The organism is Pseudoxanthobacter soli DSM 19599 (genome assembly GCF_900148505.1).
In the GTDB taxonomy this organism is placed as follows: domain Bacteria; phylum Pseudomonadota; class Alphaproteobacteria; order Rhizobiales; family Segnochrobactraceae; genus Pseudoxanthobacter; species Pseudoxanthobacter soli.
The window spans coordinates 118,497-132,760 of record NZ_FRXO01000003.1 but is presented as its reverse complement, the minus strand read 5'-3'; the positions used below and the strand labels follow the sequence as shown (position 1 = coordinate 132,760).

The following is a 14,264-nucleotide window of genomic DNA, read 5'->3' as shown; positions in this document are numbered from 1 at the left end:
AGCGATTTCTCGTCGATCTGATGAGTCCATCAGATCGGAAAGCGCTCTGGAGCATATCCCGTTCAGATCGAACTGATCTGAACGATAAGGATATGCTCAAGCTTTTGAATCTGGAGCGATTTCTTGTCGATCTGATGGTTCCATCAGATCGGAAAGCGCTCTGGCCTTGACCGTCCGGCGCCTTCCGCGGCCGAACGCAGCGCTTGCACATCGCCGCCCCGGTCCGCAAGGTCCGGGGCGTTGCTTTTCCGGCGACGACGCCAGCCGGGGCGCGCTCGATTCACCGGAGACGACAGGCGGCGATGCGGCTTCTCCTGACACGGCCGGAACCCCAGGCGGCACAGACCCGCCGCAGGCTCGAAGCCCTCGGGCACACGGTGATTTCCTCTCCGATGCTGGCGCTCGTTCAGGAGCCGCCGCCCGCGATCGCATGCGAAGGCATCGGCGCCGTTGCCTTCACCAGCCGCGCCGCCGTGGAGGCCGCCGCCGGGCTCCCGTCGCTGCCGTTGCTCCGCGCGTTGCCGGCCTTTGCGGTGGGTGACGCCACGGCGAAGGCGGCGGCACGGGCCGGCTTTGCCGAGGTGGCGAGTGCCGCAGGCGATGTCGAAGACCTCGCCCGCCTGATCGCCCTGCGGCATCCGCCTGAACGCGGCCTGGTGCTGCATCTGGCGGGGCGGGACCGTGCCGGCGATCTCGGCGCCCTGCTGGCGCCGGCCGGGATCGCGGTGCACGTCGCCGTGCTCTATCGCAGCGAGCCGGCGGCGGAGCTGTCGCCGGAGGCGGTCGCGGCGATCGCGGCCGGCAGCGTCGATGCGGTGCTGGTCTATTCGCCGCGCACCGCAGCGGCCTTCGTCGCCGCTCTCGGCCGCGCCGGCCTCGCCGAACGCCTCGCCGACCTTCCCGTGATCGCGATTTCGGCCGCGGCCGCCGCACCGCTCGACGGTGCCCGCCGGGTCGCCATCGCCCCGCATCCGGACGAGGCCGGCATGTTCGCTGCGCTCACGGGCAACGATCCGCGCGGCTGATCGTTTGAGAATCGGGACCGGAGGGTCTTTGTTCAGGAGGCAGGTTTGGGCGCGAAATCCGGTCTCGCGATCTTGGGGCTCGCGGTCCGGTCCTCCGGCCGGCTAAGATGCCTGAGGTCATCGGCCGTCACTGGTCCCGCTGGTGACGGTCTCGTTCTCCGGGGCCGGCTTTCGGGCGGCTCCCTGGCCGCCCGACTTTTTGCGGCCTTTCCCGCGGCGCCGGCGGGTATAGGATGACGGCGAACAACGAACGGTCCGCCGGTACGCGCAACGGGCCTGAACGGGCGGGGCGCGACACCGGATGCAAGGGAAGTCCGCAAAGGAAGTTCAAGGGCATTCAATGACTTCGAACGACGATACTGCCGCGCCGGAAGGCAAGGGAACCCCGCCGGTGCAGCGGACGCGCAAGCGTCAGCCGCCGATCATCGACCTTGCCAGGGCCGATTCGCCGGCGGCGGACGCCGCGCACGCCGGCGGTGAGGCGCCTGATTCCGGGAAGGCTGCGCCGGAAGCGGCACCCGTCGAGGCCGTCGCCTCATCGACGTCCGGGCCCGCGGAGCCGGCCGGAACGCGGCCGCCCGAGCCGCCTGCGGAGCCCGCTTCGGCCGAAACCCGTGCGGAAGAGACCCGTTCGGACGACGCCCCTTCGCGAGGCCCCTCCGCGGCGGAAGCCCGCGCACCGCAAGCCGCTGCTGCCGATCCGGTTCGACCGACGGCATCCGGCGGTGTCGGAACCGGCGGCCTCGTGGCGACGGCCGTCGTCGCCGCGATCCTTGGCGGTGCCGTCGCGCTCGGCGGTGGCTATGCGCTCGTCGCCTCCGGCCGCGTGAGCCTTCCCGTCGAAACCCGTTCCGCGATCCCCGACGTCGTCGAGGCGCGCCTCGGCGCGCTGGAGGCGGCGAAGGCCGGTGCCGGCGATGCCGCGGCCCGCCTCTCCGCCCTTGCGGCCAATGTCCAGGCCGACCACGAGGCGCTGGGCCAGCTCGGTGCCTCGGTCGAAAGCCTCTCGGCCGAACTGAAGGCCGCGGTCGCGGCCGCGCCGGACAAGGCGGCGCTCGACGAGGCCGCGAAACGCATCGGCGCGGCCGAGGGCCGGCTGCAGGACCTCGCCAACCGCATCGATGCGCTCGCCCCGCTCTCCGCCCGCCTCGGTGCGGCGGAGGCGACCGACGCCGACCTCGCCAAACGGATCGCCGATCTCAATGCCGAGGTGGAGACGCTGGCGCGAGGCGTGCGCGCGGCCAACGTCAACGGTGAGGCGGCCACGGCGTTCGCCCTGTCGAGCCTGGAGCGGGCCGTCGACGACGGCGGCTCGTTCACGGCGGAACTGACCCTTCTTTCCGGCCGGGTCGGGGCCGATCTCACGGCGCCGCTCGAGGGCTTCGCCGTCGGCGGTGTGCCGACGCGGGCGGCGATCGCCGGCGGCTTCGAGGCTGCGGAGAACGCGATTCTCGCAACCGCCGAACAGCCCGTGGGCGACAGCTATCTCGAACGTTTCCTCGCCGATGCGCGCGCGCTCGTCCATATCCGCCCGACCGGCCCGATCCCTGGCGACGATGTCGAGGCCATCACCAGCCGGCTCAAGGCCGCGGTGGAATCTGGCGACCTGCCGGGCGCCCTGAAGCTGTGGGAAAGTCTGCCGGACCCCGCCCGGAAGGCCTCGGCCGATTGGGCGGCGCTTCTCAAGGCGCGCGTCGATGCCGAGGCGGCGGTGGCGAAGCTGTCGGACGCGGTACTGACCAAGTCTGCCGCCGCGCCGACTGCTACACCGCCGGCCGCCGCCGGCGCGACGCCCTGAGGCCAGTGGGAGGAAAGACGTCCGATGATCCGCATCCTCGCCTTCCTCGCCGTCGTGTTCGCGCTCGCGGCGGGTGCCTCCTGGATCGCAGACCGGCCGGGAGCTGTCGCCTTCGACTGGCTCGGCTACCATGTCGAGACCTCGATGACGGTGGCGCTGGTGGCGCTGCTGGTGTTCGTCGTGGTCGTGCTCGTGGTGTGGTCGATCCTGGTGGCGCTGTGGCGCTCGCCCCGGCGGCTCCGCCACTATTTCGTCCGGTCGAGGCGCGAGCGCGGCCGCAATGCGCTGTCGCGCGGGCTTGTGGCCGTCGGCGCCGGCGATCTGCGTCTCGCCCGCCGGTACATGACGGAGGCCCGCCGCGCGGTGCCGCACGATCCGGCGACCCGGCTGCTCGAAGCGCAGACCGCGCAGCTCGCGGGCGACCGTGCCGGCGCGCGCGCCGCCTTCGAGGCCATGCTGGAGCGTGAGGAGACCCGGCTTCTCGGCCTGCGCGGGCTGTTCGTCGAGGCCACCCGGGAGGGCGCGGCCGAGGCCGCCCATTCCTATGCCGAGCGTGCCGCGCGCGAGGCGCCGGCACTGCCCTGGGCCGCATCGGCCCTGTTCGAGCAGGCGGCCGCCGCGCGACAGTTCGACCGCGCCATCGAATTGCTGTCGCGCAATGCCGGTGCCCGGCTCGTCGAGAAGCCGCGTGCGCGGCGCCTCAAGGCCGTGCTGTTGACGGCGCGCGCGCTGGAGCTCGAGGCCGGTGATCCGGAACTGGCGCGGGCCATGGCGCTCGAAGCGCACAGCCTCGCTCCCGATCTCGAACCGGCGGCGGCCGTCGCCGGTCGCCTGCTCACCCGCAACGGCGAAGTCCGCAAGGCGACCAAGGTCGTGGAGGCGACGTGGAAGCGCTCGCCGCACCCCGAACTGGCCGAGACCTATGCCGCGATTCGCCCCGGTGACAGTGCCCGCGACCGGCTGAAGCGGATGCGAGCGCTCGCGGCGCTTTCGCCCCGGCATGTCGAAGGCGAACTCGCGGTCGCCCACGCCGCCATCGAGGCCCGCGAATTCGAGACCGCGCGCGGCCTTCTGCGCACGGTGCTGGAAACGCGGCCGAGCCAGCGGGCCTGCCTGTTGATGGCGGACCTGGAGGAGGCGGAGTTCGGTGCCGGCGGCCGGATGCGCGAATGGCTCGGCCGTGCCGTCAATGCGCCGCGCGATCCGGTCTGGACCGCGGACGGCTATGTCAGCGAGCATTGGGGCCCGATCTCTCCGGTCACCGGCCGGCTCGATGCCTTCGAGTGGAAGGTGCCGGTGGAGGCGCTGGACGCTCCCTCCGCGCCGGTGGTCGACGAGGCTCTGTTCGGCCCGCCGCCGGCGCCCCCTGCGCCCGCGGCACTCGTGCCTGCGGCCGCGGCCTCCGCCAGTCCCGCCGTCGCCACGGGCCCTGTGCCGCCCGCGGCGGCCGTCGCTCCCGGCACCCCGCCGGATGTGCCCCGGCCACGCCCGGCATCCGAATCGGCTACGGCTTCGCCCTCCGAAGCGGAGCCGTTCTCGCTCAGCCATCCGCCCGACGATCCGGGGCCGGATTTCGATGAGGACGACCTCACGACGACGTCCGCCGCGAAGGTCGCCGCGCGGTCCTAGCGGAGGGGATAGCAGAGGCCCGGCTGCTACATGAGGCGCGCCGGGCTCACATGCGTTTCTGCGGGATCGGTTCTGCGCAGCGACGTGCTGCCGGGGATATTCACACCCTTGCGCGGCAAGACGGTCCGTGCGGCGATGCGCCTCCACGGGCCGCTTGCATCGGGCCGCGATAGTGGGTATTTCACTCCCCGACCCGGCCGGGCTCGTCCCGGCAGGGGCGTCGCCGAATTCGGCGCGGGCCGCTTTAGCTCAGTTGGTAGAGCATCGCATTCGTAATGCGGAGGTCGTCAGTTCGAGTCTGACAAGCGGCACCACTTGTTTCTCACGCGCCGAATGGCGGCTGCGTTCCGGCTCTTCCCATTTCCGAGATCGACTCGAGCCATCCGCGACCGTCAAACGTGCGTGTGGCCGTGCATCAATATCGCGTGCCGGGATCGGTCGGCGTTCCCGGCAGATAGTCCGGTTCGGAACCGGGGCCGCCGGGTTCGCCGATGCCGGGATCGTTCACCGGGTAAGGCGTGCGCGGTCCGGAGGGACCGGTGTCCGGTGGTTCCTTCGGATCGGGGGCGGGGGGAACGACCGTTGGTTCGTAGCCACCGGGGGTCGGGTCACCGTTCTGGTCCGTCATCGATCTGTCCTCACGCGTTGCTTCGTCACGTAAGGAAGAACGCGCCGTCGTCCTGTTGGATCCGAAGCGTGTACGAAACGGTACCCGCGCGTCCTTTCCGTGTCGCAGCGGGATCGATGCTCACGAGATTTTGAGCCTCAGTTGGTTTTTGTACGGCGTCGTTGGAGATCGTCTTGTCCGGGTTTCGCCGCCTGCTTCACTTTCGCCCTATTTTGCCGGGAACGACGCTGCGTGACCGGCTGCTTGCTTGCCTCGGAGCCTTTGCCGGCATCGGGTTGACGGCGTTCGCGTCCGGTTTCGCGGCGGCGGACACCACGCATCTTCTCTGGATCGTTCCGCCGATGGGTGCATCGGCCGTCCTGTTGTTCGCCGTTCCGTCGAGCCCGATGGCGCAGCCGTGGCCGGCCATCGGCGGCAATGTCGTCTCGGCTTTGGTCGGCGTCGCCGTGGCGCACGTCATGCCGCTGTCCGCCGTGTCAGCCGGCATCGCGGTGGCGGTCGCCATCGGGGTCATGTCATTGCTGCGCTGTCTGCACCCGCCTGGTGGCGCTGCCGCCCTTGTCGGCCTGTTCGCAGGCGCGTCGTCGAGCTACCTGCTCCCTCTGCTGCCGGTCGGCCTGAACGCAGCGGTGCTGGTCGGCTGCGCATGGCTCTATCATCGCGCCTCTGGCCACAGCTATCCGCACGTGGTGCCGAAGAGCGCTCCGGCGGCCGGCCCGCTGCCGTGGCGATTCGACCGGGAAGATGTCGAAGCGGCGCTCGAGGACCTCGGCGAGCCGTTCGATATCGATCCGGGTGATGTCGAACGATTGCTGCGCGACGTCGAGCGGCGGGCCGTCGCTCGCGCACGGCAGAAGGGCGGCGCGACGAAGGCCGCAGCGGTTGCCTCCAGCGCCCGCTGAAGACGGCGGCTTGAAAGGGCGGCTTGAGTGCGGCCGATCGGATGGGAGCATCCGATCGGCCGGGCTTTTCTCAGCGGGCGCCGGTACCCTTGCGGGCGCTCGACGGCGCGGGCTCGTCCGTGCGGGCAGCGAAATAGTTCGCGAGCAGCGCGCCGGAAATGTTATGCCAGACGCTGAAGATGGCGCTCGGCACCGCCGCGAGCGGCGAGAAGTGGGCATTCGCCAGTGCGGCCCCGAGACCGCTGTTCTGCATGCCGACCTCGATGGCGATCGCCTTCCGCTTGGCGAGGGACAGCCCCGTGGCGCGCGCGGCGAAGTAGCCGAGCAGGTAGCCGAGCCCGTTGTGGATGACCACCACGGCGAAGATCATCAGGCCGGACTGCACGATGGCGCCCTTGCTGGCGCCGACGACGGCCGCCACGATCAGCACGATGCCGGTGACGCTGACGAGCGGCAGCACAGGCACGGCGGCCTTGACGATACCGGGCGCGATCTTCTGCAGCGCGAAGCCGAGCGCCAGAGGCACGAGCACAACCTGCAGGATGCTCATGAACATCGCCAGCGCGTTCACGGGCAGGAACTGGCTGGCAAGCGCCCACACCAGGAACGGGGTGACGATCGGCGCGAGCAGGGTCGTGACGCTGGTGCACGCCACCGAAAGCGCGACATCGCCCTTGCTGAGATAGGTCATCACGTTGCTCGACGTGCCGCCGGGGCAGCAGCCGACCAGGATCACGCCGGCCGCGACCTCCGGCGGCATCGGAATCACCCGGGTAAGCCCGAACGCCAGCAGCGGCATGATGATGAACTGCGCGAGCACGCCGATCAGCACGTCGAGCGGGCGGCGGACCACCTCGCGGAAATCGTCCGCCGAGATCGTCAGGCCCATGCCGAACATGATGATGCCGAGCAGGATGACGATATAGGGCCCGATCTGCCGGAAGACGTCCGGGAAGGCGAAGCCGAGGACCGCGAACAGGATGGTCCAGAAGGCGAACGTCTTGCCGACGAACGCCGAGAAACGCGCGATGAATGCCAAGTTTACCTCCCACCGCGCCGGCATCGCCGCGCGGGTCCCGGTCCGGGGGCGGGGCGCTGCGGCATTCCGCGCGAAGCCGGTCCGTCCACGATTTCAACGACGCGCGTTCTGCCTCGCCGGGAGAGGGTCTCAGCCGGAACGCGCCTCGACGCGACCGGGCAGGGCCCGTGCGTCCGGCGCGGAAAATAGGGGCGCGGGCATGGGAAGGCAAAGCGAATCTGCCGGCCCGCCGCCGCCCGGCGACGGGTCGCGTCCGGCGGGCACGCCCGCGGCATTAGGCGTGCCGCGCGGCCGCAGGCCTGTCGGCGGGATCGTCAATCCGCCAAGCCAAAGTGCTCTCCGATCGGATGGACATCCGATCGACGGGAAAGCACACGCGCTTGAAGGTCTGGAACCTATCCTTGTCGTTCAGATCGTTTCGATCGAACGGGACAGGTTCTAGAGACCGAGGAAGGCCAGTGTGCGCGCGAGCGGGTAGGGAATCCAGACCGGCAGCGTGCGATAAGGATGCCCCTTGGGAAGCCGGACGTTCAGGCGGCGTGTATTGCGCGCCTCATGGCGCGCGAGGCGCGCCGACATCGGGCGGTGGTACTCGATGGCGGGATAGGGATGAGCCTGGTCGATGACGGACTGATAACTCACGACGGACACCCAGTTTTCAGGCCCCCCGAAGCCCAGATTTGACGACCACGATACGATTCGAACGTAAGACAAACGTTAGGACCCGCCTCGTCCTACAATCGCGATCGCACCATGTTGTTTTCATGGCAGGCAAAACCGGTGGCGTGCGGGCGCTATTCGGGGCCCCGGCCCGGGGTGAGCGGGCTGCCGTCGTCGTGGGCGGCGAGCCACGCCACGATCTCGCGGCGGAACGGCAGGCCTTTCACGCGCTCGATATCGTCCGGCAGGTCGCGAAACACGCGGTGGAGCCGCTTGACCCACTTCGGCACGGTGGCGAGGTCATTGAGGCTCGCCATGTAGACGCGGATGGCGAACAGCACCGCGTTGCTGCGCGGCAGGCGGAAGAGCTGCTGCATCTCCACCCGCAGGAACACGTCCCGGCCGATGTCGGCGGGTGGCGCACCGGTATAGGCCGCGCCCCAGTCCGGATAGGTCTCCAGGCTGTTGTCGAGCCGCGGCGTGATGCAGACGATCCAGTTTGGCCGGCGCACCGGCGCCTCGGGCCTTAGGGCGAGGGTGAAGGCAAGGCCCCGGTCGATCACCGCGACCTCATTGGCCCCAGTCACCGGGCCATGCCACTCGGTCCAGCTCATGCCGAGATTGAAATCGAGCGACCAGCCCTGCGCCGCCGTCAGCATTCCGCCGTCGAGCCAGAGATTGCCGTCGCGCTGGTCGAGCAGGATGAGGTCGCCCTGCACCTGCCGGCCGATGAAGTCGAGCGGGCCGCCGGGCAGCGAGGCATCGTCGCCGAAGCGGAAGGCCCGGTCGATGCCGAGCCGGCGATTGCGCCAGCGCCAGCGCTCTCCCGCACGGTCGAGGCTGAAATCGGCGGGAAAGTCGCGGGTGAGATTTTCCATGATGTAGCCGAGGGCGTCCCACGCCGCCGGCGCCATGTGCGGCAGTATCTGGCAGCGCGCGGGGTCGTTCGCCAGCACGAAGGCCTTCTCGCGCATTTCCTCATCGTAGTGCGCGTCGATGTCGAACAGCGCCCGATAGGCCGGGCCGGGACCGGTGCGGTCGTGCTGCTCGAGATTGGTCGAGGTGCGGTAGGCGTCCGCCTCGAACGGGAACGGAAAGCGGCGGATCGTCTCCGGGCTGTTGCGGAAGCGGAGCGCGTTGCGGAAGGTCTCAGGCTGCGGGTCCGTCATCGCGGCATTCCGTCCTAAAGGTCGAGCACGAGGCGGGAACCGGCCGCGCGGGAGATGCAAGCCAGCAGGGTGTCGCCCGCCGTTCGCTCGCCCTCGGTCAGAACCCTGTCGCGATGGTCGATCCCGCCCTCGGTCACGCCGACGCGGCAGGCCCCGCAGACGCCGCCGCGGCACAGGAACGGCACCTCCAGCCCGGCGGTCTCCAGTGCTTCGAGCAGACTCTCGTGGGCGCCGACGGTGATCTCTCGCCGACTGCGGCCGAGCCACGCCGTGAATGGCGTTCCCGCTGTGGTGTCGCCGAAGCGTTCCTCGTGGAGGCGCGAGGGCGGCCAGCCGAGGGCGGTCGCCCGGTCCCGCACCGCCGCCATGAACCCGGCCGGCCCGCAGCAATAGAGGTGGGTGCCGAGCGGCTGGCGGCAGAGAACGGCATCGAGGTCGAAAGCGCCGCGCCCGGCGTGGATGTGCACCCGCTGTTCAGTGTCCAGGTCCGCCAGACCGGCGAAGGCAGTTGCCTCGTCGGGGCGGCAGCACTGGTGCAGTTCCCAAGAGCCGCCGGTCGTTTCGAAGGCGCGGCGATAGAACAGGAACGGGGTGATGCCGATGCCGGCCGAGACCATCACATGCTGGCGGGCGGAGGCGACCGGCGGAAAGGCACTCTGCGGCGGCAGCACCCGCAGGATATCGCCGACACCGGCGCGCTTGTGCAGGTAGGCCGAGCCTCCGCGTGAGGCTTCAGCGTGCCGCACGATGATTTCGTAGCGGTTGAGGCGGTCCGGGGGCTCGATCAGCGAATAGGCATTGCGCCGCACCGTGCCGCCGCCGTCGTCGAGCGCGACGAGGATGTGGGCTCCTGGTGCGGCCGGCGCCAGCACCGCGCCGTCGGCCGGCTCAAGCGCGAAGCGGCGGAGCGTGGCTGACAGCGCCTCAATGACGGCGATGCGCACGGCGATCGGAGGGACGGGCATCCGGGTTGTAGAGCGGCCCGACGTCATGGCGTGCCCCCGGGTTCGGCGACGCCGAGATAAGCGCCGAGACGCGGTGAGAAATGCGGCCGCAGTGTCAGGCGCCGCCCGCACCCGCCGCAGGTCACCGTCGTATCGTCAAGCCGCCCGAGCGGGGCGACGCCGATGTGCTGGCAATGGACGCAGCGGATGCGCCGGGCCGGATCGCCAGTGCAGGCGAGCCGCACCTCGTCCCGGCCGAGCCCGGCAGCATGGGCTGCGGCCATGACGGACCAGAGAAAATCCTCGCTTCCGAGCGCATAGAGCCTGAGCCCGACCGAGGCCGTCGCGAGCCGGTCACCGAGGGCGGCGAGTAATTCGGCCGTGCCCGGATGGCTGCGCCCGACCTGCCAGACCTCCGCGCTTCCGAACGCGGGATCGTCGAGCACGGCGGCGGCATCGAGCACCGCGAGATGCTCCCGCCCCGTCGGGTCGAGGGCAAGCGGCGCGTAGAGCGGCAGGCTGCGGCTGGTGCCTTCCATCCGAATGTCCGCTCCCTCCGGTCAGCTCCAGCTTTCGGGATCGGCGAACGCCTTGGATTCCGGCAGGATCTGGCCGCCGTCGACGACGATGGTCGTGCCGGTGACGAATCCGGCTTCCTCGGAGGCAAGATAGGTCGCGGCGGCACCGATGTCGTCCGGCGTGCCGAGCCGGCCGAGGGGGATCGAGGCCGTCATCGCGGCGATGAACGACGGCCCGCGGCCGGCCGTCAGGCCCTCGGTCATGATGTTGCCGGGCTCGATGCCGTTGACGGTGATGCCGTAGCCGGAAAATTCGAGCGCCGCGGTGCGGATGAAGCCGTTGATGCCGGCCTTGCTGGCCGAATAGGCCGCCGTGCCCGGCGCGCTCACTCGCGGTCCGGTGATGGAGGAGGTGAAGATCATCCGCCCGTAGGACTGCGCGCGCATCGCCGGCAGGCAGGCCTTGGCGGCGAGGAACGTGCCGGTGAGATTGGTCGTGAGCACCCGGCTCCACTGATCGAGCGAGGTCTCCTCGATCAGACTCGCGGGATAGATGCCGGCATTCTGCACGAGGATATCGATGCGACCGAACCGGGCGGCGACGACTTCGGCGAGCGCTTCGCTGCTGCCGTCGGCGGCGACGTCGGTGCGATGGAACAGGGCACCGTTGCCGAGTTCGCCGGCGAGCCGCGAGCCGCCGGCTTCGTCGAGATCGGCGACGACGACCTGCGCGCCTTCGCGGGCGAAGCGGCGCGCGATCGCCGCGCCTATTCCCTGTGCGGCACCAATGACAATGGCGACGCGGCCTTGGAGACGCCCGGACACTGCACTTCCACTCCGTGGGAGAAAATCGTCAGAGGCAAGGAGGCAGCGCGCCGCAGGGGGGGAGAGGCGGCGCGCTGCCCCACGCCGTCAATCGCAGGTCGCCTTGTAGAACGAGGCTGCGATCTTCGGGTCGCTCATGTTCTCCCGCGTCACGATGACGGACGGCAGGAAGTGATCATGCTGGACGTCGCTTTTCTTAATCTTGCCGCGCACGAGCTCGGCGAGGGTCTTCACGGCGTCGTAGCCCATCTGGTAGGGCTCCTGGACGATCAGCGCGTCATACACGCCGTCGCGCAGGTCGCGGATCTGCTGGGGGTCGGCATCGAACGAGATCAGCTTGATCTTGCCGCGCATGCCGGCTTCGAGGATCGCCGCCGAGGCGCCTTCGGCCGCGGCCGAATGGGTGACGTAGACGCCCTTGAGATCCGGGTTCGCCTGGATCGCGGCAGCAACCTGTTCGGCCGCCTTGGTGGAGCTCGTCTCGGGATAGAGCACCGGCAGGATGGTGGCCTTCGGGTTCTCCTTGGAGAAGGTGTCGACGAAACCCTTCACCCGGGCGTCGATGTCCGGCAGGCCGGGGCGCATGCCGACGACCACGAAGGTGCCGTCACCGCCGGCGACGTCGTTCATCGCCTTGGCGGCGGCTTCACCGCCGAGATAGTGGTTCGACTGGATGCTCTGGGTCTCGACCGGCTTGTCGAGCGGGGCGTCGACCGTGACGACCGGCGTGCCGCCGGCCTCGATCGCCTCCACCTGCGAGACGAGGGCGCCGCTGTCGGTCGGGGCGAGGATCACGCCCTGGGGCTTCAGCTGGAGCGCGGCGTCGATGAAGGGCTGCTGCTGGGCGATGTCCCAGTCCGGCGGGCCGGCCCAGCTCAGCTTCACGTCGAATTCCTTGGCCGCGGCCTGCGCGCCGCACTGCATCGACGTGTAGAACGGGATGCCGACCTGACCCGGCAGGGCCGCGATCTTGACCGGATCGGCAGCGGCCGGCGTCGCCGCGCCGAGGCTGCCGACGAGGACGCCGCCGAAGAGCACGGCAACGCCGCACATCAAGGCTGCGGGTGTGAAAGCGTTCAGCTTCATGACCTTAATCCCACTCCTCTGGCTTGTCTTTGTCAGGTTTCGCGCGCGCGGTTGCGCTGGTCGATATAGACGGCGGCGATGACGATCATGCCGACGACGATGAGCTGGTAGAACGAGTCGACCCGCATGATGACGAGGCCGGTCGCCAGCACGACGGGGATGAGCGCGCCGACCACCGCGCCAGGCAGCGAGGCGATACCGCCGAACAGGCTGGTGCCGCCGATCACGGCCGCGGCGATCGCCTGCAGGCTGTCTGTCTGATGGCCGCTGATGTTGGTGGTGGCGAACCGCGAGATGTCGAGCATCGCGGTGGCGCCGGCGAGCGCGCCCATCAGCATGAACAGCGACGTGACGTGGCGGTCGGTCGCGATGCCAGCCCGGCGCGCCGAATCCGGCGAGGAGCCGATGGCGAGCGTGTGGGTGCCATAGGTGGTCTGCGACAGCACGAACCACAGCACCGCCGCCACGGCCAGGGCGATGATCACCGGCATCGGCACGAAGCCGAACACGCGGTAGACGGCGAACGAGGTCTGCAGCACCCGGGGAAGGTGGGGCACGTTTGCGCCATGGGTGATGACGAGCGCGAGCCCGAGCCCGATGGCGGTGGTGGCGAGCGTGACCAGGAACGAGCTGAGCTTCAGCCGCGTCACCAGAAACCCGTTCACCGCACCGAACGCGATGGAGGTGGCGAAGGCGACGAGCGTGCCGGACGTCACCGCCAGCGCGAGATTCGGGTACTCTCCCATCGCGACCTCGTCGGGCGTGCCGGCGAGCGCGGTGATGGTCTTCGCCGCCAGCACCGACGACAGCACGACGTTGGAGCCGATCGACAGGTCGAGGTGGCGCGCGCCGAGCAGGAACGTCATGCCGCAGGCGAGCAGGATGAGCTGCGAGGCGTTCAGCGCGATGGTGAAGAGGTTGTTCAGGCTGAGGAAGACGTTGTTCGGCGAGATCGCCGAGAACACCGCCACCAGCCCGAGAAGCACGAGGAACATCCAGAACGCCGTGGCGCCGCGCAGCCGCGCGAACAGGCTCTGATGGTCGTTCTGCATCGGGGGCGTCGGGGGAGAGGTCATGGCGGCGGCCTTGAAGTCCGGATGGGAAGGGGTGGTTGCGGCGCCGGTCATGCCGCCTCCTTGGCGCCGAGCATGGCGTCCACCACGTCGCGCACCGTGACCGCGGAGGGCGACAGATCGGCGACGGCCCGGCCCTGACGCATCACGATGATGCGGTCGGCGAGTTCGATCACCTGCGGGAGATCGTGGGAGATCAGGAGCACGGCGAGGTTGCGCTCGGCCGCCTTGCGGATCGCCTGATAGACCATCTCGCGCTGCCGGGCGCCGAGGGCGGCCGTCGGCTCGTCCATGAGAATGGCGTGCTGCGCCCATTTCAGCGCGCGGGCGATGGCGACGCCCTGGCGCTGGCCGCCGGACAAGCGGTTGGTGGCGGCACGGTAGGACTTCACCCTCACGCCGAGTGAACTCAGCACCGCGTGGCTCTCAGCCAGCATCGACGGCCGGTCGAGGATGCCGAGGCGACCCTTCCAGCCGCCGTGCTTCAGCTCGCGGCCGAGAAACACGTTCGCGGGGACCGTCAGGTCGGGCGCCAGAGCCAGGTCCTGATAGACCGTCTCGATGCCGTAGGCTTGGGCATCGTGGGTGCTGCGGAACTGCACGGGCTTGCCGTCGACGCGGATTTCCCCGCCATCGGGAATATACTCGCCGCTCAGCATCTTCATGAAGGTCGACTTGCCGGCGCCGTTGTCGCCGACGATCGCCGTCACCTCGCCCCGATGCAGCGCAACCGAGACGCCGCGCAGCACTTCCAGCGAACCGAAATTCTTGAGGATGCCCGTGGCTTCGATCGCCGGCGTCGATCCGGCAGCGGTGCGGCGATGATCGTTCGAGGCACTCATGGCGGACCTTTCGATGCCAGGCCCGGCGCCGTTTCCGCTGCGGAGGCGCCGTTGGACGGGGTCGATACGCGACCGATGCGAGTCCCGCGCCAGATCGGCGGGAGATCGATACGCAACCGATTACCG

General features: G+C 69.6%; 14 protein-coding genes and 1 tRNA gene. 5 read left to right on the top strand and 10 right to left on the bottom strand.

Annotation, left to right across the window (positions count from 1 at the left end; all coding sequences use genetic code 11):
* Positions 1-302 precede the first annotated feature (302 nt).
* The 4 genes from BUF17_RS08250 (at position 303) to BUF17_RS08235 (ending at position 4,766) form a co-directional block, all read left to right on the top strand.
* Complete coding sequence (locus BUF17_RS08250) at positions 303-1,025, top strand: uroporphyrinogen-III synthase (RefSeq protein WP_073627525.1); 723 nt, start codon at positions 303-305, stop codon at positions 1,023-1,025.
* A 745-nt stretch (positions 1,026-1,770) separates the two neighbouring features.
* Positions 1,771-2,823 carry a COG4223 family protein gene (locus BUF17_RS08245; RefSeq protein WP_139282470.1) on the top strand — a complete coding sequence of 351 codons (1,053 nt, stop codon included), beginning with the start codon at positions 1,771-1,773 and terminating at the stop codon, positions 2,821-2,823.
* Between the two features lie 24 nt (positions 2,824-2,847).
* Positions 2,848-4,452 (top strand): heme biosynthesis protein HemY, encoded by a 1,605-nt coding sequence (locus tag BUF17_RS08240; protein ID WP_073627521.1) that lies wholly within the window; start codon positions 2,848-2,850, stop codon positions 4,450-4,452.
* Between the two features lie 238 nt (positions 4,453-4,690).
* A tRNA-Thr gene (locus tag BUF17_RS08235) sits at positions 4,691-4,766 on the top strand.
* A 101-nt stretch (positions 4,767-4,867) separates the two neighbouring features.
* On the opposite strand, the gene BUF17_RS08230 is transcribed toward BUF17_RS08235, so the two are convergent.
* Complete coding sequence (locus tag BUF17_RS08230) at positions 4,868-5,080, bottom strand: hypothetical protein (protein WP_073627519.1); 213 nt, start codon at positions 5,078-5,080, stop codon at positions 4,868-4,870.
* A 161-nt stretch (positions 5,081-5,241) separates the two neighbouring features.
* Here BUF17_RS08230 and BUF17_RS08225 point away from each other — a divergent pair, with 161 nt between their 5' ends.
* Complete coding sequence (locus BUF17_RS08225) at positions 5,242-5,982, top strand: HPP family protein (protein WP_428977634.1); 741 nt, start codon at positions 5,242-5,244, stop codon at positions 5,980-5,982.
* A 70-nt stretch (positions 5,983-6,052) separates the two neighbouring features.
* Here the strand turns inward: BUF17_RS08225 and BUF17_RS08220 are convergent, their stop codons facing one another.
* The 9 genes from BUF17_RS08220 to BUF17_RS08180 form a co-directional block, all read right to left on the bottom strand.
* Positions 6,053-7,021, bottom strand: a complete 969-nt coding sequence (locus tag BUF17_RS08220) for a bile acid:sodium symporter family protein (RefSeq protein WP_139282468.1) — start codon at positions 7,019-7,021, stop codon at positions 6,053-6,055.
* Between the two features lie 438 nt (positions 7,022-7,459).
* Entirely contained in the window at positions 7,460-7,672 is a 213-nt protein-coding gene (locus BUF17_RS08215) for a hypothetical protein (protein ID WP_073627513.1), read from the bottom strand.
* Between the two features lie 143 nt (positions 7,673-7,815).
* Complete coding sequence (locus tag BUF17_RS08210; RefSeq protein WP_073627511.1) at positions 7,816-8,850, bottom strand: heme-dependent oxidative N-demethylase family protein; 1,035 nt, start codon at positions 8,848-8,850, stop codon at positions 7,816-7,818.
* A 14-nt stretch (positions 8,851-8,864) separates the two neighbouring features.
* The gene (locus tag BUF17_RS08205; protein ID WP_073627509.1) at positions 8,865-9,815 is read right to left on the bottom strand and encodes a PDR/VanB family oxidoreductase; all 951 of its coding nucleotides are present in this window, start codon (positions 9,813-9,815) and stop codon (positions 8,865-8,867) included.
* A 23-nt stretch (positions 9,816-9,838) separates the two neighbouring features.
* Positions 9,839-10,333, bottom strand: a complete 495-nt coding sequence (locus BUF17_RS08200; RefSeq protein ID WP_073627507.1) for a dimethylamine monooxygenase subunit DmmA family protein — start codon at positions 10,331-10,333, stop codon at positions 9,839-9,841.
* Positions 10,334-10,354: 21 nt separating this feature from the next.
* Positions 10,355-11,137, bottom strand: coding sequence for an SDR family NAD(P)-dependent oxidoreductase (locus BUF17_RS08195; RefSeq protein ID WP_073627505.1), 783 nt, complete (start codon positions 11,135-11,137; stop codon positions 10,355-10,357).
* Positions 11,138-11,224: 87 nt separating this feature from the next.
* Entirely contained in the window at positions 11,225-12,223 is a 999-nt protein-coding gene (locus BUF17_RS08190; RefSeq protein WP_073627503.1) for an ABC transporter substrate-binding protein, read from the bottom strand.
* 32 nt (positions 12,224-12,255) lie between these two features.
* Entirely contained in the window at positions 12,256-13,350 is a 1,095-nt protein-coding gene (locus BUF17_RS08185) for an ABC transporter permease (RefSeq protein WP_084564289.1), read from the bottom strand.
* Complete coding sequence (locus tag BUF17_RS08180) at positions 13,347-14,138, bottom strand: ATP-binding cassette domain-containing protein (RefSeq protein WP_073627501.1); 792 nt, start codon at positions 14,136-14,138, stop codon at positions 13,347-13,349. Before BUF17_RS08180 ends, BUF17_RS08185 begins: the two co-directional genes overlap by 4 nt.
* Positions 14,139-14,264 lie beyond the last annotated feature (126 nt).